This is a genomic window from Streptomyces sp. NPDC056486 (assembly GCF_042795295.1).
Lineage (GTDB): Bacteria > Actinomycetota > Actinomycetes > Streptomycetales > Streptomycetaceae > Streptomyces.
In genome coordinates this window covers 1-20,051 of sequence record NZ_JBHTSF010000157.1, presented here as the reverse complement: position 1 = coordinate 20,051, position 20,051 = coordinate 1, and the positions used below count along the sequence as shown (strand labels likewise).

Genomic DNA, 20,051 nt, shown 5'->3' with positions numbered 1-20,051 from the left:
CGTACGACCGAGTCGTACGTCCCCACCGCCACGTCAGCACCCGCCTGCCCGCCGCCTAAGGCGTAGGCAGCCACCCCACCTTCCCCGCGAGCAGCGCGTATCCGACGAACGCGCCGATATCAAGCAGCGAATGGGCCACCACCAGCGGCCCGACCCGCCCCCACCTCCGGTACAGGAGCACGAAGACCACCCCCATCGCCATGTTCCCGATGAACCCGCCGATGCCCTGGTAGAGGTGGTACGAGCCGCGCAGTACCGAGCTGCCGACAAGGGCGGCCATCGGTGTCCACCCCAACTGCCCGAACCTGCGCAGCAGATAGCCGACGACGATCACTTCCTCGAGCACCGCGTTCTGCACCGCGGACAGCACGAGCACCGGGTACTTCCACCACACGTCGGGCAGGTCCTCCGGCACCACCGTCAGGTTGAACCCGAGCCCACGTGCGGCCAGATAGAAGGCGATGCCGGTGCTGCCGATCACCGCGGCGATCGCCGCCCCGCGTCCCAGATCCGGCCAGGGGCGGCTCCGGTCGAAGCCGATCGTGCGCAGCCCCGCGCCCTCCCTGATCAAGAAGTGCGCGACCAGCGCCACGGGCACCAACGCGGTGCTGATTCCGAACAATTGCCACGCGAGATCAAGCCATGGTCGCCCCGGAGCGGCCGACGCGTTCATGGTCGCCGCCTGATCCTTCAGGCCGCCGGGTTTGGTGACCGACCCGACAAAGCTGATCAGCGCGGACACTCCGCTCGCGCCCAGTGAGACCGCAAGGACGAGCAGCGTCTCGTCCCTCAGGATCCGTCGCGATGGCCCCTCGCCCCGAAAAGAACCGGCCAACGGCCCGGTCTCCGCTTGCACTCCGCCTCCAGTTGAGTAATCCCGCCTCATCCCCATCCCCGTCCCACTAGGGTCTCGAAAGAAGTTACGAAGATCGTGCGCGACAGGCCGAGGGGGACGGACGCCGATTGCGGTCTTGCCGCCCCCTCTTCCCTTGCTTCATCGCTCAAGGAGGGGCACCACCGCCATGGGACGTCACAGCTTGCCCGATGAGTACGGGACGGACGCACCCGACCCACGACCGCGCACCCGGGGCCGCACCGTGGCCATCGCGACGGCGCTCGTTCTGACGGTCGCGGCGGGCACGGCGTTCGGCGTCCGCAGCGACCTGCTGGACTTCGGCGGCTCATGCCGCGACGACTCGGTGCAACTGGACGTCGCCGCCACCCCCGACATCGCCCCCGCACTGCGCGCGGCCGCCGACGACGCGCGCGAGAAGGAGGTCACGTCCGACGGGTCGTGCATCGACGTACGGGTCACCGCCCGTGATGCGTACAAGGTCGCCGACGAGCTGCGGACGGGCAAGGGCGACCCGGACTACGACGTGTGGGTGCCGGACTCCGAAGTGTGGCTGCAGCGCGTCGGCCCGGGCGGCAGGCAGGACAAGGTGACGCCCGCGGGGAACATAGCCTCCTCACCGGTTGGCATGGCCATGATCCCTTCCGCCGCCGAGCCCCTCGGCTGGCCCAAGAAGACGTACAGCTGGCCGAAGTTGACCGGCGCGGCGGTGAAGGGCGACAAGGTGCGGCTCGGTGCCGCCGATCCCGCGCGCAGCGCGACCGGCCTCCTCGCGCTCGCCAAGCTGAGCACATCGGCGAAGAAATCGGGCGGCAAGGACGGCGACACCCAGGCCGCCGGGCTTGCCAAGGCGCTTTCCGCACGCACGTCCGACAGCGACGGTCAGCTCCTGGACACCCTGGCCCGTGACTCCTCCGGAACCGAACAGGGCAACCCGCGCCGCAACCAGGCACTGATCCTCTCCGAGCAGGCCGCGTTCGAGCACAACGCGTCGGCGGGCGAGGAGAACAGCCTGGACATGTTCTATCCGAAGGACGGCTCACCGCGCCTCGACTACCCGTACACGCTGGTCCAGGAGGACGAGCTGTCCACGGACCAGAGCCGGGCCGCCCTGCGCTTCATGGCGCTGTTCAGCGACGATCAGGGGCGCGCGATCCTGGAGGAGCACGGTTTCAGGACCGGCACCGATGCCCCTTCGACGAAGCTCGTCGCGGCGGCCGGCGGCCGCACCCCCCAGCCGTACGCCGACGAGGCGAGCGAGCCGCCCACCGAGAAGGAGCTCCAGGAGACGCTCGGCATGTGGACGATCACCGTCCAGAGCGCCAGGATCAGCACGGTCGTCGACGTCTCGGACTCCATGGGCGAGTACGTGCCGGGCCGTGACCAGTCCCGGATGGAGGTCACCAAGTCCTCGCTGCTCCAGGCGCTCGCCGGGTTCACCGACGAGGACGAGATCGGCCTCTGGGAGTTCGCCACGCTCCTGGACGGCGAGCGCGACTACCGCAAACTCGTGCCGACCCAGCGGCTCGGCGACCGCAAGGGCGACGGCACCCAGCGGGACAAGGTCTCGAAGGCCTTCAGCGACCTGGCGCCCATACGGGGCGGGGCGACCGGCCTGTACGACACCACGCTCGCGGCGTACAAGGAGGCCACGTCCACCTACGCGCGCGGAAAGTTCAACGCGCTCGTGGTGCTCACGGACGGCGCGAACGAGGACCCCGGGTCCATCTCGCGCAGCAACCTCATCTCGCAGCTGGAGAACCTCTCCGACCCCAAGCGCCCGGTGCCGCTCATCGCGATCGCGGTCGGCCCGAACGCGGACAAGGAGGAGGTCGTACAGATCGCGGAGGCGACCGGCGGATCAGGTCACCAGGTCGACGACCCGGCGCAGATCCACGCGGTCATCCTCAAGGCCATCATGGAGGCGGGCAGCCACAGCTGAGCCCGCCCCTGTCGGGTCCGGGCCGAGCACGATTCAGCTCAGGACGTCTCAGCCCAGGACGTCTTAGCTCAGGACGGCGGGTGCGGGCAGCCCCACCGGCCACGTGTGCACCGGTTCCCCCGCGTGCATCAGCTCGGCATAGCGCCGGGTGGTCGCGGCGAGCGCGGCCTCGCGTTCGAGCCCGGTCTCCAGGGCCTGGTGGTACGTCGCCGCCTGCCAGGACGCCCCGTTCACCCGTCGCCTGCACCGCTCCTCGATGACGCCGAGATAGAAGTCGCGGTCGGCGGGCTCGACACCCCACGCGTCGAGCCCGGCCGCGGCGAGCGGCAACAGCTCGTCGCGTACGAGGGCGACCGCGGGCACTTCCACGATCCCTCCGTACCGGCCGCGCCGCGGCCACCGCAGACGGGCCTCGATGCCGTCGCGGCACGCGGTGTCGAAGTTGCGGGCCGCTTCCTCGAAGGGCAGCCGGGTCCACACGGGCCGGGTCTCCTCGGCGAGGGCGCGTACGAGGCCGTAGTAGAAGGCCGCGTTGGCGATGACGTCGGTGACGGTGGGGCCTGCCGGCAGGACACGGTTCTCCACGCGCAGGTGCGGGACACCGCCCGCGATGCCGTACACGGGGCGGTTCCAGCGGTACACGGTGCCGTTGTGCAGGACGAGTTCGGCCAGCTGCGGCACCCGGCCGTCGTCGAGCACCTCCAGCGGATTCTCGTCGTCGATGAGGGGAAGCAGCGCGGGAAAGTAGCGCAGGTTCTCCTCGAACAGCTCGTACGCGTCGCTGATCCAGCGCTCCCCGAACCAGGTACGCGGCCGCACGCCCTGCGCCTGCAGCTCGGGCGGGCGGGTGTCGGTGGACTGCAGGAACAGCGGCGGGCGCGACTCGCGCCACAGCTCACGCCCGAACAGGAACGGCGCGTTGGCGCCGACGGCGACCTGCGCCGCCGCGACGGCCTGCGCCGCGTTCCACACGTCGGCGAACCTGCCCGGCGTGACCTGGAGGTGCAACTGCACCGAAGTACACGCCGCTTCGGGCGCGATCGACGCGGAGGTGCAGGTCAGCCGCTCCACGCCCTGGATGTCCAGGACGAACTCCTCGCCGCGGGCCGCCACGATCTGGTCGTTGAGCAGTGCGTAGCGGTCGACGTCGGAGAGGTTTCCCGAGACCAGGTCGTGGTGCGCGAGTGTCGGCAAAATGCCGATCATCACGATGCCGGCGTTCACCTCGTTCGCTTTTCGGTGGGCATAGGCGAGGCCGGTGCGCAGCTCCTCGGCGAGACGGTCGAGAACCCGTCCGCCCAATCGATGCGGAGCGATATTGACTTCAAGATTGAACATTCCGAGTTCCGTCTGGAAGTCGCGGCTCGCGATGCGTTCGAGAACTTCAGCATTCAGCATTCTCGGCATCCCGTCTGGCCCCGCGAGATTCAGCTCGATCTCCACTCCCATCAGATTCTTGGGCCGATCGAACCGCTCCTCTTCCAACAGCCTCCGCAGTCCCGTCAGACACTCCCTGAGCTTGCTCCGGTACCGGCGCCGCTCGGCCAGGTCAAACGTTCCTGCTACGACCTTCTCCCCCATCGAAGCCTCCCCTCCTCGGATGGGCAGCCAATGATCCGGCCGCTGCGTCTCGGTGGATGATGCCCTGCAATGTGATCGATAACGCCCCGCGCAGGCCTCCGGACCAGTAGGCTCGATGCCGTGTCCGCACGCCACAATCACCAATAATGATGTTCGCCGGGAGAATCCGCGCGCCGAGCCCTGGTGAAAAACGCCGATGAGATTCGGCCGTCCGCTCCCGCGAAGAGAGCCGAGGTCAAACGCCCGGGCTCATCCGGAATCGGGTTAAAGCCCGCGAAATAGCGACCGGATAACGCCTTGCGGGCAATATCGAGTGCGGTTAGCCGAAACACGGCCTGAACACGTGTCGTATAAACTCCGCGGACGAGGCAGAGAGTTGGCGCTCGCGGTCCCCTGCCCCCGCCCCCGCCCCCCTCTGCCCCCGGAGCAGACAGCGACGTCCGCACCTGTCCTCGTTCCACCGTGCCTGTCGAATGAGAGAGGCGACCCATCATGCCGCTGCAAGTCCCCCCGGCTCCCGCGCCCGCCCTGCGCAGCGTCCTCGCGGCACTCGGTTCACCCACCGCCGTACACGAAGCCCGCACTCCGTCCCTGCGCGCCGCTCAGGGACCGGCGAGCCCCGAACTCCCTTTGCCCGTACACGTCCTGGACCGGATCACCCCGTCGAGCCCATCGCCCACCCGGCTCGCGGGGTGGCGTTTTCTGATCCGCTGCGGCGACCGCGCCGTCGCCGCGGCGGACACGATACTGACGCCTGACGGGTGGACCTTCTCCCACTTCTTCGAAGGCCCGTACATAGCGGCCACCGAACGCGCCCTGCGCCATGCCGAGGCGATGCAGATGCCCTATCAACCACGACTGTTGTCCGTTCCTGAGCTATACATGCTCACCCTCTGGCTGCACGGCGACTGCACGGCGGACGGCGCGAGCGGCGACCTCGCACCCTCCGACATCCTCGTGCCGCTCGCACCCGCGCCTCCCGGCATCGCGGCGCACCGCCCGCACCGCGCCGCGGAGCTGCTCAAGGTCCTCACCCACCGCATGACCCCGGCACCGCTGCTCACCTCACCCGCCTGACCTCGCCGTACGTCCCGTGCCCCGCCGCCGTTCCTGGCCGCGGGGCTCGGCGCGTCCTGGGCCCATACGGACTAGCCCGGTATGACCACCCCGAACCACCCGAAGAGAAGGTGCAGTTGGGCTGAACCGTCCGGGCGGGTGATACGTCATTAAGCAGTAAGGAGCGCTGCCGCTAAATCCCTGCGGATTGACGTCCGTAGGGCAACACTGGGATCGGACCGACTTAACGGGGGGCGGCATGAACACCGCATCGAGCCGCAAGGCAGACGTCACAGCCATCACACCGCAGCGAAAGAACCCTTCCATGTGCCAGCATCAACCACCGTGCCCGACAGCTGACTCCGCAGACCGGGAAGCCGCTCTCCTCACGGCGAGCCACCCGGAGCAGGGCTGGAGCCTGCTGTGCAACGGCGTCCTCCTCTTCGAGGACACCGGTGAGCTGCTGCCGGACGGCCAGATCATCGCGCCGCACCGCCCACTGGGCACGGACGAGATCATGACCGCCGCTTGACCCGGCAGCACCACGGCACGGACAACAAAGGGGCCGACCCGGAGCAACAACCTCCGGACCGGCCCCCACGCATGTTCTGGACGCGATATCAGTCTTCGTACGCATCCAGCGGCGGGCAGGAGCAGACCAGATTCCGGTCGCCGTACGCCTGGTCGACGCGGCGCACCGGCGGCCAGTACTTGTCCGCGGCCACGACGCCGGGCGGGAAGACGGCTTCCTCGCGGCTGTAGGCGTGCTCCCACTCACCGCCGAGCGCGGCAGCGGTGTGCGGCGCGTTCCGCAGCGGGTTGTCCTCGGCGGTCCACTCGCCGCCGACCTTCTCGATCTCCGCGCGAATGCTGATCATCGCCTCGCAGAACCGGTCGATCTCGACCAGGTCCTCGCTCTCGGTCGGCTCGATCATCAGCGTCCCCGCGACCGGGAACGACATGGTCGGCGCGTGGAAGCCGTAGTCGATGAGCCGCTTGGCGATGTCGTCGACGCTGACACCGGTCGCCTTGCTCAGCGGGCGCAGATCGATGATGCACTCGTGCGCGACGAGCCCGCCGGGACCGGTGTAGAGCACCGGGTAGTGCGGCTCGAGGCGCTTGGCGATGTAGTTCGCGGAGAGCACGGCGACCTGCGTGGCGCGCTTGAGGCCCTCGCCGCCCATGAGGCGTACGTACGCCCAGGAGATCGGCAGGATTCCCGCGGAGCCCCACGGCGCGGCGGAGATCGGTCCGACGCCCGTCTCGGGACCCGCGGCGGGCTGCAGCGGGTGGTTGGGCAGGTACGGCGCGAGGTGCTCGCGCACACCGACCGGGCCGACGCCGGGGCCACCGCCGCCGTGCGGGATGCAGAAGGTCTTGTGCAGGTTCAGGTGCGAGACGTCGCCGCCGAACTTGCCGGGCTGGGCGAGGCCCACCAGGGCGTTGAGGTTCGCCCCGTCGACGTAGACCTGGCCGCCGGCCTCGTGCACCTGGGCGCAGATGTCGGCGACGTGCTCCTCGAACACACCGTGCGTCGACGGGTAGGTGATCATGAGCACGGACAGCTCGTCGCGGTGCTTCTCGATCTTGGCGCGCAGGTCCTCGACGTCGATCTCGCCGTCGTCGCTGGTCTTCACGACCACGACCTTCATGCCGGCCATCACGGCGCTCGCGGCGTTGGTGCCGTGCGCGGAGGACGGGATGAGGCAGACGGTGCGCTGCTCGTCGCCGTTGGCCCGGTGGTAGCCGCGCACGGCGAGCAGTCCGGCCAGCTCGCCCTGCGAACCGGCGTTGGGCTGCAGCGAGACCTTGTCGTACCCGGTGACCTCGGCGAGCCGCTCCTCCAGCTCACGGATGAGCGTCAGATAGCCCTGCGCCTGCTGGGCGGGCGCGAAGGGGTGCAGCTGCCCGAACTCGGGCCAGGTGACCGGCTCCATCTCCGTGGTCGCGTTGAGCTTCATGGTGCAGGAGCCCAGCGGGATCATGCCGCGGTCGAGCGCGTAGTCGCGGTCGGCCAGCTTGCGCAGGTAACGCAGCATGGCGGTCTCGGAGCGGTACTGGTGGAAGACGGGATGCGTGAGGTACTCGTCCTCGCGCAGCAGACCGGCCGGGAGCGTGTCCTCGGTCTCCGCGTCGAGCGCCTCGACGTCCGCCTCGACCTTGAACGCCGTCCAGATCGCGGTGAGTTGCTTGCGCGTGGTGGTCTCGTCACAGGCCAGGGAGACGTGGTCGGAGTCGATCTGGTGGATGTTGACGCCACCCTCGCGGGCCGCGGCGACGAGCTCATCGGCCCTGCCGGGCACCCGCACGGTCAGGGTGTCGAAGTACGCGCCGTGCACGACCTCGACGCCGCCCGCGGTGAGCCCGGCCGCGAGCACGGTCGCGTAGCGGTGGGTACGGCGCGCGATGGACTTGAGGCCATCGGGCCCGTGGTAGACGGCGTACATTCCGGCCATCACGGCGAGCAGCACCTGAGCGGTACAGATGTTGCTGGTGGCCTTCTCGCGGCGGATGTGCTGCTCACGGGTCTGCAGCGCGAGCCGGTAGGCCTTGTTGCCGTCCGCGTCGACGGAGACTCCGACGAGCCGCCCCGGCAGGCTGCGCGCGAACTTCTCGCGCACCGCCATGTAGCCGGCGTGCGGGCCGCCGAAGCCCATCGGTACACCGAAGCGCTGTGTGGTGCCGACGGCGATGTCGGCGCCGAGCTCACCGGGCGAGGTGAGCAGCGTCAGGGCAAGGAGGTCGGCGGCCACGGAGACGATGGCACCGATCTCGTGCGCCTGCTCGATGAGGGGCTTTATGTCGCGTACGGCACCGGAGGCGCCCGGGTACTGGATCAGTACGCCGACGACACCGCGCTCGGCGACCTCGGCCGGGATGCCCTCGCTCAGATCGGCGACGACGACCTCGACACCGGTCGGCTCGGCCCGGGTCTGGATGACGGCGATGGTCTGCGGCAGCGCGTCGGCGTCGACGAGGAAGACACCGTTCTTGACCTTGCCCACGCGCCGCGACAGGGCCATGGCCTCGGCGGCGGCGGTCCCCTCGTCGAGCAGCGAGGCACCGGAGGTGGGCAGCCCGGTCAGCTCGGCGACGACGGTCTGGAAGTTGAGCAGGGCCTCGAGGCGTCCCTGGGAGATCTCCGGCTGGTACGGCGTGTACGCGGTGTACCACGCCGGGTTCTCCATGACGTTCCGCAGAATCACCGGCGGAGTGAAGGTCCCGTAGTACCCGAGGCCGATCATCGAGTCGAGAACCTGGTTGCGGTCCGCGAGGGAGCGCAGCTCGGCCAGGACCTCGGCCTCGGTGCGCGCCCCGGGCAGGTTCAGCGCCTCGGCGTTCTTGATGACATCCGGCACGGCGGCGGCGGTCAGCTCGTCGAGCGAGCCGTATCCGACCTGCGCGAGCATCTTGGCCCGTGCTTCGACATCGGGACCGATGTGCCGCTGCTCGAAGGGGATGCCCTGCTCGAGTTGCGAAAGCGGGATGCGAGGGGTGGCGGTCATTGCGGAGGCCTCCTGGTCTGACGCGACCTGCGAGGGGCACCACGGCACGGGTACCCGGACGGCCTCCCCCTCTGTCATCTCAACCTGAGAGTTTCACCGGTCCACGCCCCTCAAGAGGAGCCGTCCCGGCTTTCACCGTCGGTGAGGAAGGGTTTCGAACGTGCCCGCCCGACGCCCGCCCTACTTTCCAGAGTGACCTCGTCCGTGCGGTACAGGGGCCTGAGAGATTCCGGGGAGGAGTTGCTCCTTCGGCGCCTCCGGTGTCTCCACCGGAGAGCTCTCCCGCACGGGGTCAGCAGCCATGCGCCAGCCTACCAGCGAGGACTGCGGCCGATCCCTCGAGTGGCCGCCTGCCCCGAAGTGCTCTTTCGTAGTGATTACGAACGAACAAGGATGAGTTGTGCCCCACTTCGACAAGCCTCGACCAGTTGGAGGGCCCGTGCAGACCGATATCGATCCGCGCAACCTGATCGGCCGGAAGGCGTTCGACCGGAACGGGGCCAAGATCGGCACGATCGACGAGGTCTATCTCGACGACGCCACCGGCGCCCCGGAGTGGGCGGCCATACGCACGGGGCTTTTCAGCCGGGACGCGTTCGTACCCCTGGAGCCCAGCGAGCTCACGAGCGACGGCACCCTGCGCATCCCCTTCGAGCGCTCCCTGATCAAGGACGCCCCCGATTTCGGCGTGGGCCGCCACCTCTCCCCCGAACAGGAACTGCAGCTCTACCACCACTACGGCCTGGACATCACGCCCCCGCAGGCCCCGCCACCACCGGACCAGGACTTCGGCCACATCGCGGGCCAGGAAGCGCCCTGACCCTCGCCGGTCATCCCGACGACTCGCAGGTACCGGCATCATTGCGGCTCCGGCTCTTCAGAGGCAGCCACCAACGGCAACGGCTCCGCGGGCTCAAGCTCCGGATCATCCGTCCTGAACGTCCGCACCCGCCCCGGCACCGACGATTCCGGCGTCTCGAAACGGACCGTCACCCGCCCCAGGCCACTCCCCTGCACCCACCCGTGCCCGAACTCCGCATGCCGCACATCGTGCCCGGCAGCCCAGCGCCGCTCGGTCGCAACGACCGGCACGACCGAAACCGCCGAAACCACCGGCACCTCCACCGCATCGCCCACGGCCTGGGCCACAGTCTCCCCGGCCGGCTTCCCCTCCGCCTCCAGGGCCTCGGCCGCCTCAGCCTCCAGGGCCTCAGCCGCCTGCGCCTGCGCGAAGAGGTCCTCCTGCGTGTAGTCGGCAAGCCCCGTGACCCCCACCCCGAGAAGCCGCACGCCTCCGGTGGTGTCCACGGCCTCGAGGAGCCGCGCGGCGGCCTCCCGCACCACCCCGGGGTCGTCCGTCGGCCCGCGCAGCGTCTCGGAGCGCGTCAGCGTCGAGAAGTCGAACCGCCGCACCTTCAGGACGATGGTCCGCCCCGAGTGCCCTGCCGCCCGCAGCCGCTCCACACACCGGTCGGCGAGCCGCGCCACCTCACCCCTGACCCGTACCCGGTCATGGATGTCCACGTCGTACGTGTCCTCGACGCTGACCGACTTGGATTCCCGCTCCGCCACCACAGGCCGCTCGTCCCGCGCGAGCGCCATCGCGTACAGGGCGCTCCCGTGCGACTTCCCAAGAAGCCGTACGAGCTCGTCCTCGCCCGCCTCGGCGATCTCCCCCACCGTCGTGATCCCGCCCCGCCGCAGGTGGTCCCCGGTGGCAGGACCGACGCCGGGCAGGGTCCGCACCGACATCGGCGCGAGCAGCTCCCGCTCGGTCCCCGGCACTATCAGGCGCAGGCCGTCCGGCTTGGCCTCCTCCGAGGCGATCTTCGCCAGCATCTTGGACGCGGCGAGCCCGACCGAGCCCGCGAGCCCGGTCACCGCCTTGATGTCCGCGCGCAGCCGCTCGCCCACAACCAGCGCCGATGCCTGGTCGTCGGCCACGCCGCCCGCCTCCAGGTCGACGAACGCCTCATCCAGGCTGAGCGGCTCCACCAGCGGCGACAGCTCCCGAAGGAGCGCCATCACCTGCTCGCTGATCCCGCGGTAGAGGCCGAAGCGCGGCACCAGATAGGCGGCATTGGGCGCAAGACGCCGCGCCTGCCCCATGGGCATCGCCGAGTGAACACCGAACTTGCGCGCTTCGTACGAGGCGGTGGCCACCACACCGCGTGGTCCGAGCCCGCCCACCACCACGGCTTTCCCGCGCAGACTCGGCTTCGCGGCCTGCTCGGCAGACGCGTAGAAGGCATCCATGTCGAGATGCAGAATCGTGGGCGCGGTTCTCACACCCCTGATGCTGCCCTACGCCACTGACAACACCCCGAAAACACCGCCTGGCATCCGAATCCACGTCCGAACCCGGCCGCGGCGCTCACGGCCGCCTCACACGGCCCTGTTGCGCCGCCTCGCGAGCTCATCGGCGGGGTTCTGCCGCAGCAGCGTCTCCCCGGTGTCGATCCGCTCGCCGTGCAGCTGCGAGAGCGCCGCTTCCACATCCCGCCACACGACACCCACGGCGATCCCGAAGACGCCCTGGCCGCCCTGGAGCAGATCGTGGACCTCCTCGGGCGACGTGCACTCGTAGACCGTCGCGCCGTCGCTCATGAGCGTCATCCGCTCCAGGTCCTCGAAACCGCGGTCGCTCAGATGCTGGACCGTGGTCCGGATGTTCTGCAGGGACACGCCTGTGTCGAGGAATCGCCTGACGATCTTCAGGACGACGACGTCCCGGAAGCTGTAGAGCCGCTGGGTCCCCGACCCGCCCGCGGACCGCACACTGGGCTCGACGAGGCCCGTACGGGCCCAGTAGTCCAGCTGTCGGTACGTGATACCGGCGGCCGCACACGCGGTCGGCCCCCGGTAACCGATCTGTTCCTGCTCGGGCTGTCCGGACGTGGCGTCCCCGCTCCCCTGAACGCTCCCCTGAACGGCCATCGGCCTCTTCGGAGAGTGACCGGCCGCGCTGCTGTGAAGCGGATACGGACCGCCCATCGCCGCATCGTCGCCGCTGCTTCTCACGCCGACCTCCGTCCTTGACCTGCCTTCTCGACGGTAGGCAGTCACCAGGGGCTCGTCAACGATCGCCACACTCGGCACGCCGAGTGATAATCACCCTGAGAGTGGTTTGCCGTACCGCACCGCCGGGAAAGGCTAGCCGAATGGTCCGCCGGGACCATTCGACAAGCGTTCGACAAGCGACGGACTACTGGCTGTTGGTACCGAAATCCTCGGGCGAGATCTGGTCGAGGAACTCGCGGAACTTCTCCACTTCGTCCTCCTGCTCGTCCGGAATGGCGATGCCCGCGTCGTCGAGGACACCGTCGCTGCCGTAGATCGGCGTTCCGGTGCGCAGTGCGAGCGCTATGGCGTCGGACGGCCGGGCGCTCACCTCGACTCCACTGGCGAAGACCAGCTCCGCATAGAAGACCCCTTCTCGGAGGTCTGTGATGCGCACTTCGGTGAGCTCCTGTCCCACCGCCTCCAGCACGTCCTTGAACAGGTCGTGGGTCAGCGGCCGTGCGGGCGCCATCCCCTGCTGTGCGAAGGCGATCGCGGTCGCCTCCCCTGGTCCGATCCAGATGGGGAGGTAGCGATCGCCTCCCACTTCACGCAGGAGCACGATCGGTTGGTTGGAGGGCATTTCCACCCGGACACCTACGACGTCGAGCTCGTTCACACAGCAACCCTAGGACGTGCCCGGCCGGTTTGGGTAGTCGGGCACCTCTTGAGTCAGGGCAACCGCACCCCGAGCGCGGTCTGCACCAGTGCAGAATGCAGCTTTCCGGTCAGCCCCGCGAGCTCCTTCGTACGGGCTTCCGCATGGGCTCTGGTCTGCGGATTACGGTGCCGGCGCAGCGGCGCCACGACCTGGTCGACGAGACCGGCCTCGCGTTCGGCCGCCGACTTTATGGCGCGCAGATGCCTGGGTTCGATACCGAACCGCCCGAGTTCGACGACGAGCGCGGCGACCGTCACGGCCTCCGCGTCATAACCGCCGTCCGGCAGGGGCACGATGAGCCCGTACGTTTCCCAGTCGGCGAGCTGCTCCGCGTCGATCTCCGCGGCGGCAAGGAGCTCGGCACGGCCCACACGGGCCGCTGTGGGCCCCTCGGCGTCACGCACGCCCCAGGCGTCACCGGGTTCGCGTGGTTGCCCCAGAGAGGGCAGTGGAGCCCTCTCTCCGCGCTCCAGGGCCTCCAGGTGCTCCCGGATGACCTTGAGCGGCAGATAGTGGTCCCTCTGCATCCTCAGGACGTGACCGAGCCGCTCGACGTCCTCGGGACTGAATTTCCGGTAACCGGACGGCGTGCGCTCCGGCTCGATGAGCCCTTCCGACTCCAGGAAGCGAATCTTGGAGATCGTGACCTCGGGAAATTCGTCACGCAGCGCGTTCAACACGGCGCCGATGCTCATCAGCCGACGGTCCTCGGCGGCGGTGCCGTTCCCGGCACCGCCCCTCGGTGTTTGAAGCATGGACCTTCCCTACGGGTCAGATACCGATGCCCCGCTGGCTCGCGTAGAAGACCAGTCGGTACTTGCCGATCTGCACCTCGTCGCCGTTCGAAAGCGCGACCGAGTCGATGCGCTCCCGATTGACGTACGTGCCGTTGAGGCTGCCCACGTCGGCGACGGTGAAGGAACCGTCCCCGAGGCGACGGAACTCCACGTGGCGGCGTGAGACGGTCACGTCGTCCAGGAAGATGTCGCTCTGCGGGTGACGCCCCGCCGTGGTCAGCTCGCCGTCCAGAAGGAAGCGGCTGCCCGAGTTCGGTCCCCGGCGCACCACGAGGAGCGCGGAGCCGAGCGGCAGTGCGTCAACGGCGGCCTGGGCCTCCGGCGAGAGGGCGGGCGAGGCGGTCTGCCCCGTCACCTCAGCGTCGTAGGCCTCCAGGCCCGAGATGGAGATGGTCGAGGTCGTCTCGGAGGGACGCTCCGGCGCGGCCCCGGCCCGCAGCGGCGCGCCGCAGTTGGAGCAGAACCGGCTCGCCTCGGCGTTGCGGTTCCCGCACCTCGTACACACCAGGGCCATGGACGGATCCTCCTGCCGCGGCTGCCCCGCGGGGGCATTCGATGCGTACGGATCGGGGGCAAACCCTCCACCCGTACTTGAGGTTGACGGTTCTCCGAAACCTATGCGGCCCGCACCGGCGGGGTCAACAGACGACGCGCCGTGCGCGCCCGAAATGTCACCGCCTGGCCCACCGACCTGGTCGCGGAACATCGGGCGCTCGCCGCCCTGCTCCTCGGCATCTCCATGGCGCGTGGCACGGTGCCGGGCAGTGGCGGGGTTGCCGCTGTCCTCACGTGCACTCTTGCCGAACAACTTCGCAAACAACTTCACGGGCGATTCCCCTTGACCGAAACAGACCCGCCCGTGGGGCAGGACGAACCCTGATTGCACACACCGGCGTACATCGGCAGCACAGACATCCTCACAACGTCCGCATCCACCAAACAGTTTCCACCACGCACCACGCTTACAGTGCGCCGACCCCCCGCAACCTCATGCCCTCGACCGGCGGCCCCCATGCACCCCCGGCTCACTGGGACGACGACCGAGCGTAGTCAGGCCGCTTCGCCGCTCGCAAGGCGTCCACCACGATCTTCTCCGCTCGCGTCACGGTGACGGTGGCCTGCTCCTTCTCCAGAGTCTGCACCACGCCACCTGGGATGTTCAGTGCCGGCTCCAGGTCCTGCGGCTTGCCGATCACCTTGAACCGGTAGGGCTTGCCGACCTTGCGGCCGTCCACCCGGACACCGCCACTGTCCGTATCCGACAGATAGGTGTTGGCCACTACGCGTACGTCATTGATCTGGATGGCCTCGGCCCCCGCGGCGCGCAGCTCCTGAATGGCGTCGAGCAGCATGTCCGCCTCAACCGACCCCTTCTTGTCATCGATGGTCAGCGTGATGCCAGGACCCTGCGCTGCCACGGTGCCCGCCAGAATGCCGAGTTGACGTTCTTTCTCGACAGTCTGCTTGCGGGCCTCCTCGGCCTGGTCCGAGCTGTTCTCGAGCCCGGTGCGCTGATCCTCCAGACGCTGCTTCTCACCTTCCAGACGCTGTGTACGGTCATCCAGTTCATCGAGGATGCGTACGAGATCTTCCTGACGTGCGCCACGGAGCGCGCTGCTGTCGTTGTTGGAGCGCACCTGGATGGCGAGACCGAGCCCCAGCACGAACAGAAGCAGCGCGACGATGAGTTGGGGACGCGTGACGCGAGGCGGCCACAGGGCGTCCGTCAGCCGCTGACGGCCGCGCGGTGAAGGCGCCTGCTCGCCGTCCTGCGGCTCGTCCTGCTGCTTGTCCTGCTGCTCGTCCTGCTCGGGCGCCTCGCCCTCCACGGGCTCCGCGGGCGCGCTGCGCACCTCGGCGGGAAGCTCCTTGCCCCGGTTGTCGCCCCCGGGCGTCTCGTCCGTACCCATGCGCGTCACGCCCTGAAGATGTGTCGGCGGATGGCGGCGGCGTTGGAGAAGATCCGGATGCCGAGGACCACCACGACACCGGTGGAGAGCTGGGCGCCCACGCCCAACTTGTCGCCCAGGAACACGATCAGGGCGGCCACGACCACGTTCGAGAGGAACGAGACCACGAAGACCTTGTCGTCGAAGATCCCGTCGAGCATCGCGCGCAGGCCTCCGAACACCGCGTCCAGTGCCGCCACCACGGCGATCGGAAGGTACGGCTCGACCATCGCCGGAACCTCGGGCCGGACCAACAATCCAGCCACGACTCCCACGACGAGGCCCAGTACGGCGATCACGATGTGCCCTTTCCTGCCTTCGGCTCTGCTGTACGTACGGTCACACTCGGCGCTGCCGGCAGCCGGACGTCTTCGTGGACGGAAATGCTGGTCCGGACGTCGAAGTTCTCCTGCAGAGCATGCAGATACTGACCGTCGCGACTGTTCTGGAATCGCGTGCTCAAGCGCTGTCCGTCACCCACGGCAAGCACCGTATACGGCGGCACGAGCGGCTTGTTGTCGACCAGTATCGCGTCTCCCGCGGCCCTGATCGCCGACAACGCCGTCAGACGCTGGTCATTGATGGCGATCGCCTCCGCGCCCGACTGCCACAGGCCGTTGACGACCCGCTGCATGTCGCGGTCACGCACCCGTCCGGTGTCGGAGAAGCTCGCGCTCTCGCGCGGCCCGCCCCCGCCCGAATCGGCTTCCTTGGCATCGTCCACCACGAGCTTCACACCGTGCCCATGGACCTTGGTGGCACCGGAGAGCAAGGACACCAACTCGGCCTGGTTGCCACCGTGTTTCTTCAGTGCCTCGCGCTGCCGTTCGCCCACGTCGTCGCGGAGCGTCTCGACGTCCTCTTCGAGCTCGTCGGCGTCCGAGGTGGCCGACTCGATCCGGTCGATGAGCTCCACGCGCTCCTTGGCGACCACCGGAGCAGCTATCCGCGCCTGCGCGGCACCCACCGTCACCACAAGGGCCGCGAGCACAAGTCCCAGGGCAAGGCCGAGCTTCGCCCGCAGTGGACGCGGCACTCCACCGGCGCCTTTCGCCTTCTTGCGCGCCGCCGCCTCGGCATAGCCCTCGTCCAGGCTGTGGTCCATCACGGTGTTCAGCAGCGACATGGAGGCGTCCGGGCGCCGGGGGCGCGAGGGAGTGCTCCGGGTGGGGGGCTGCTGCGGCATGCCGCACATCGTCGCACGTCGCGGGCGTTACCTCCGAATGGCCCCACCGGCGTGCCGGACGGCACCTCACAGAGGTGCCGTCCGGCCCTTATGACCGGTCAGCGACCGGCGCTGTCCACCACGGCGGACCACTCGTCGAGCAACGCCTGAGCGGACGCGTCGTCGGGACCCTCGGCCCACAGATGAGTGACGGCCTCCGCGGGGTCGGGCAGCACCAGCACCCACCGCCCGTCGGTCTCCACGACCCGAACCCCGTCGGTCGTGTCCACCGACCGCTCCCCCGCCGCCTCCACGACGGTACGCATCACCAGCCCCTTGACCGCCCAGGGCGTCGCGAGGTCACGCTTCAGCACGTGGGCGCGCGGGATACGTGCGTCGATCTGGCTCAGCGTGAGCTGCGTCCGCGCCACGAGACCGATGAGCCGCACGAAGGCGGCCGTACCGTCGAAGACGCTGCTGAACTCGGGGACGATGAATCCACCGCGGCCGTCTCCACCGAAGATGGTCGACTCGTCGCGCCCCACACGCGTCAGATCGTCGGGCGACGTGGTCGTCCAGTCGACCTGCGTGCCGTGGTACGCCGCCACCTGCTCGCCGATGCGCGTCGTCGTCACCGGCAGCGCGACCCGCCCGCTGCGACGTTCCGCGGCGACCAGATCGAGCATGACGAGAAGCGCGCGGTCGTCCTCGATGATCCGCCCCTTCTCGTCGACGAGCGAAAGCCGCTCACCCACAGGGTCGAACCGCACACCGAAGTCGGCACGCGAAGACGCCACGATCTCGCCGAGCCTGACAAGGCCCGACCTGCGCGCTTCATGGGTCTCGGTCGGGCGCGACTCGTCCAGACCCGGGTTGATGGTCAGCGCGTCGACGCCAAGGCGGCCGAGCAGGCTCGGCAGCACAAGGCCCGCACTTCCGTTGGAAGCGTCGACGACCACCTTCAGATCCGACTCGGCCACACCCGTGGTGTCGACGTTGCGCAGCAGCGAACCCGTATAGGAGTCGAAGACACTGGACGGGAAGTGCAGATCCCCGATCTCCCCGGGAAAGGCCCGCCGGTACTCCTGGCGCGCGTACACCCGGTCCAGCTTGCGCTGACTCCCCTGCGACAGGTCGGCCCCGCGCGCGTCGAAGAACATGATGTCGACGGAGTCGGGCGCCCCTGCCGTCGTCCGGATCATGATCCCGCCGGCACTGCCCCTCGCCGTCTGCTGCCGCGCCACAGGCAGCGGCACGTTCTCCAGGTCGCGTACGTCGATGGCGCTGGCCTGCAAAGCCGAGATCACCGCCCGCTTCAGTGCCCGCGCGCCTCGCGAATGGTCACGGGCCGTGGTGACGGTCGAGCCCTTCTTGAGGGTCGTGGCGTACGCCCCCGCGAGCCGTACCGCGAGCTCTGGCGTGATCTCCACGTTCAGGATTCCGGAGACCCCACGCGCACCGAAGAGATGGGCCTGGCCCCGGGACTCCCAGATGACGGACGTGTTGACGAACGCTCCGGCCTCGATCGTCTTGAACGGGTAAACCCGGACATTGCCCTGAATAATCGATTCCTCACCGACGAGGCACTCATCGCCGATGACGGCACCGTCCTCGATGCGGGAGGCCCGCATGATGTCGGTGTTCCGCCCGATGACACAGCCCCGCAGGTTGCTGTGCTGGCCGATGTAGACGTTGTCGTGCACGACGGCCTTGTGCAGAAACGCCCCGGTCTTGACCACCACGTTCGAGCCCACGACCGTGTGCTCACGAATCTCGGCGTCGGCCTCCACCTTCGCGTAGTCGCCGATGTAGAGCGGCCCGCGCAGCGTGGCGTCGGGGTGTACCTCGGCGCCTTCGGCTACCCACACACCGGGCGAGATCTCAAAGCCGTCGAGCTCGACGTCGACCTTGCGCTCAAGGACGTCGGCCTGAGCCTTGACGTAGCTCTCGTGCGTGCCGACGTCCTCCCAGTAACCCTCGGCGATGTACCCGTAGACGGGCTTGCCTTCCTTCATGAGCTGGGGGAAGACATCGCCGGACCAGTCGACCGACACATCGGCATCGACATAGTCGAAGACTTCGGGCTCCATGACGTAGATGCCCGTGTTCACCGTGTCGGAGAAAACCTGCCCCCAGGTCGGCTTCTCCAGGAAGCGTTCGACCTTTCCTTCTTCGTCCACGATGGTGATGCCGAATTCCAGCGGATTGGGAACGCGCGTCAGACAGACGGTGACAAGCGCGCCCTTCTCCTTGTGGAAATTGATCAGCTCGGTGAGGTCGAAATCAGTCAGAGCATCACCGGAGATCACGAGGAACGCATCGTCCTTCAATGCTTCCTCGGCGTTCTTCACACTCCCGGCGGTGCCGAGTGGCTTCTCCTCATTGGCATAGGTGAGCTCCATCCCGAGCTCTTCACCATCGCCGAAGTAATTCTTGACCAGGGAAGCCAAGAACTGGACTGTTACTACGGTCTCGGTGAGCCCATGCCTTTTGAGCAGCCGCAAGACGTGCTCCATGATGGGCCTGTTGGCCACAGGCAGGAGCGGCTTGGGCATGCTCGAGGTCATAGGGCGAAGGCGCGTGCCTTCGCCTCCGGCCATTACGACGGCCTTCATGTCGGAAGCGTCCTCCTCAATAGACGACGATCGAGCCGACTTAGCCCGCCAAGATAGACCCGTATATGTCGCTCACGGGACTACAAGCTTCTGCATCTGCCGAATCGGCAAGCTCAATCGGCCGTGGCGTCCGCACGGACAAGCCGGCGGACCTGAACCACGTAGAGGATCCCTGCCCACCAGTACAGAGTTGTACCCCATCCGGCGAACGCCCATCCGAAAATAGCAGCGAGTGTGCTGATCCAGCCACTTCCGTCACTGAGGAGCAGCAACGGAAAGGCGTACATCAGGTTGAAGGTGGCGGCCTTGCCGAGGAAGTTCACCTGTGGCGGCGGATAGCCGTGACGCCTGAGGATCCAGACCATCACCAGCAGAACCAGCTCGCGCAGGAGTAGCAGCGAGGTCAGCCAGAGCGGGAGAATCTCCCGCCACGTGAGCCCGACCAAGGTCGACAGAATATAGAGCCGGTCAGCAGCCGGGTCCAGCAACCGCCCAAGGTTGCTGATCTGGTTCCACCGGCGGGCCAGCTTGCCGTCGAGATAGTCACTGATGCCGCTCAGCATCAGCACGAGCAGCGCCCATCCGTCGCTCTTGGGCCCGCCGAACTCCGGCCTCAGGATCAACCACAGGAAGAGGGGTACGCCGAGGAGACGCGCCATGCTGAGGATGTTCGGGATGGTGAGGACCCGGTCCGTCTGGACGCGAGTCTCCTGGACCTCCACCCGGGGGCCTCCTGTGGGAAACGAGCCAATGATGACTCCTGACCTTACCCTCAGTTGTCAGCCGACGGTGCAGAGGGGTGGCCAAGGGCTGGAAGGAGCCCAGAAACACAAAAAGCCGTGGTCCCTGGACAATAAGTCCAGGGA

General features: G+C 68.2%; 17 protein-coding genes and 1 riboswitch. Of the genes, 4 read left to right on the top strand and 13 right to left on the bottom strand.

Annotated elements, in window-relative coordinates:
- Nucleotides 1–55: 55 nt before the first annotated feature.
- Entirely contained in the window at nt 56–856 is an 801-nt protein-coding gene (locus ACFQ7F_RS37785) for a CPBP family intramembrane glutamic endopeptidase (protein WP_383281130.1), read from the bottom strand.
- A 166-nt stretch (nt 857–1,022) separates the two neighbouring features.
- Here ACFQ7F_RS37785 and ACFQ7F_RS37780 point away from each other — a divergent pair, with 166 nt between their 5' ends.
- Nucleotides 1,023–2,795, top strand: coding sequence for a substrate-binding and VWA domain-containing protein (locus tag ACFQ7F_RS37780; protein WP_383281128.1), 1,773 nt, complete (start codon nt 1,023–1,025; stop codon nt 2,793–2,795).
- Nucleotides 2,796–2,858: 63 nt separating this feature from the next.
- Here the strand turns inward: ACFQ7F_RS37780 and ACFQ7F_RS37775 are convergent, their stop codons facing one another.
- The gene (locus tag ACFQ7F_RS37775) at nt 2,859–4,376 is read right to left on the bottom strand and encodes a glutamate--cysteine ligase (RefSeq protein ID WP_383281126.1); all 1,518 of its coding nucleotides are present in this window, start codon (nt 4,374–4,376) and stop codon (nt 2,859–2,861) included.
- Between the two features lie 492 nt (nt 4,377–4,868).
- Here ACFQ7F_RS37775 and ACFQ7F_RS37770 point away from each other — a divergent pair, with 492 nt between their 5' ends.
- Together ACFQ7F_RS37770 and ACFQ7F_RS37765 are read left to right on the top strand one after the other, a co-directional pair.
- A complete protein-coding gene (locus ACFQ7F_RS37770; RefSeq protein WP_383281123.1) occupies nt 4,869–5,453 on the top strand; it encodes a hypothetical protein in 585 nt (194 codons plus the stop codon).
- A 304-nt stretch (nt 5,454–5,757) separates the two neighbouring features.
- The gene (locus ACFQ7F_RS37765; protein ID WP_323178639.1) at nt 5,758–5,964 is read left to right on the top strand and encodes a DUF5999 family protein; all 207 of its coding nucleotides are present in this window, start codon (nt 5,758–5,760) and stop codon (nt 5,962–5,964) included.
- Between the two features lie 88 nt (nt 5,965–6,052).
- On the opposite strand, the gene gcvP is transcribed toward ACFQ7F_RS37765, so the two are convergent.
- Complete coding sequence (gene gcvP / locus ACFQ7F_RS37760; RefSeq protein WP_383281120.1) at nt 6,053–8,938, bottom strand: aminomethyl-transferring glycine dehydrogenase; 2,886 nt, start codon at nt 8,936–8,938, stop codon at nt 6,053–6,055.
- 197 nt (nt 8,939–9,135) lie between these two features.
- Nucleotides 9,136–9,233, bottom strand: a riboswitch (glycine riboswitch).
- 144 nt (nt 9,234–9,377) lie between these two features.
- Between gcvP and ACFQ7F_RS37755 the strand changes: the two genes are divergently transcribed.
- Nucleotides 9,378–9,758, top strand: coding sequence for a PRC-barrel domain-containing protein (locus ACFQ7F_RS37755; protein WP_383281117.1), 381 nt, complete (start codon nt 9,378–9,380; stop codon nt 9,756–9,758).
- Nucleotides 9,759–9,796: 38 nt separating this feature from the next.
- Here the strand turns inward: ACFQ7F_RS37755 and ACFQ7F_RS37750 are convergent, their stop codons facing one another.
- The 10 genes from ACFQ7F_RS37750 to ACFQ7F_RS37705 form a co-directional block, all read right to left on the bottom strand.
- Complete coding sequence (locus ACFQ7F_RS37750; protein ID WP_383281114.1) at nt 9,797–11,227, bottom strand: DNA polymerase IV; 1,431 nt, start codon at nt 11,225–11,227, stop codon at nt 9,797–9,799.
- Nucleotides 11,228–11,323: 96 nt separating this feature from the next.
- Entirely contained in the window at nt 11,324–11,959 is a 636-nt protein-coding gene (locus ACFQ7F_RS37745) for a MerR family transcriptional regulator (RefSeq protein ID WP_383281111.1), read from the bottom strand.
- A 184-nt stretch (nt 11,960–12,143) separates the two neighbouring features.
- A complete protein-coding gene (locus ACFQ7F_RS37740) occupies nt 12,144–12,617 on the bottom strand; it encodes a bifunctional nuclease family protein (protein WP_006123076.1) in 474 nt (157 codons plus the stop codon).
- Between the two features lie 53 nt (nt 12,618–12,670).
- Nucleotides 12,671–13,414: a MerR family transcriptional regulator gene (locus tag ACFQ7F_RS37735; protein ID WP_383281108.1), complete on the bottom strand. Its 744-nt coding sequence runs from the start codon at nt 13,412–13,414 to the stop codon at nt 12,671–12,673.
- A gap of 16 nt (nt 13,415–13,430) precedes the next feature.
- Nucleotides 13,431–14,399: an FHA domain-containing protein gene (locus ACFQ7F_RS37730; protein ID WP_383281135.1), complete on the bottom strand. Its 969-nt coding sequence runs from the start codon at nt 14,397–14,399 to the stop codon at nt 13,431–13,433.
- A gap of 82 nt (nt 14,400–14,481) precedes the next feature.
- Nucleotides 14,482–15,366 (bottom strand): DUF881 domain-containing protein, encoded by an 885-nt coding sequence (locus ACFQ7F_RS37725; RefSeq protein ID WP_383281132.1) that lies wholly within the window; start codon nt 15,364–15,366, stop codon nt 14,482–14,484.
- 5 nt (nt 15,367–15,371) lie between these two features.
- Nucleotides 15,372–15,704: a small basic family protein gene (locus ACFQ7F_RS37720; RefSeq protein ID WP_344529508.1), complete on the bottom strand. Its 333-nt coding sequence runs from the start codon at nt 15,702–15,704 to the stop codon at nt 15,372–15,374.
- Nucleotides 15,701–16,600: a DUF881 domain-containing protein gene (locus tag ACFQ7F_RS37715; protein WP_383281105.1), complete on the bottom strand. Its 900-nt coding sequence runs from the start codon at nt 16,598–16,600 to the stop codon at nt 15,701–15,703. The genes ACFQ7F_RS37720 and ACFQ7F_RS37715 overlap by 4 nt, the downstream gene beginning before the upstream one ends.
- A gap of 89 nt (nt 16,601–16,689) precedes the next feature.
- Nucleotides 16,690–19,185, bottom strand: a complete 2,496-nt coding sequence (locus ACFQ7F_RS37710; RefSeq protein ID WP_383281102.1) for a sugar phosphate nucleotidyltransferase — start codon at nt 19,183–19,185, stop codon at nt 16,690–16,692.
- A 113-nt stretch (nt 19,186–19,298) separates the two neighbouring features.
- Nucleotides 19,299–19,907, bottom strand: a complete 609-nt coding sequence (locus ACFQ7F_RS37705) for a CDP-alcohol phosphatidyltransferase family protein (RefSeq protein WP_383281099.1) — start codon at nt 19,905–19,907, stop codon at nt 19,299–19,301.
- Nucleotides 19,908–20,051: the final 144 nt, after the last annotated feature.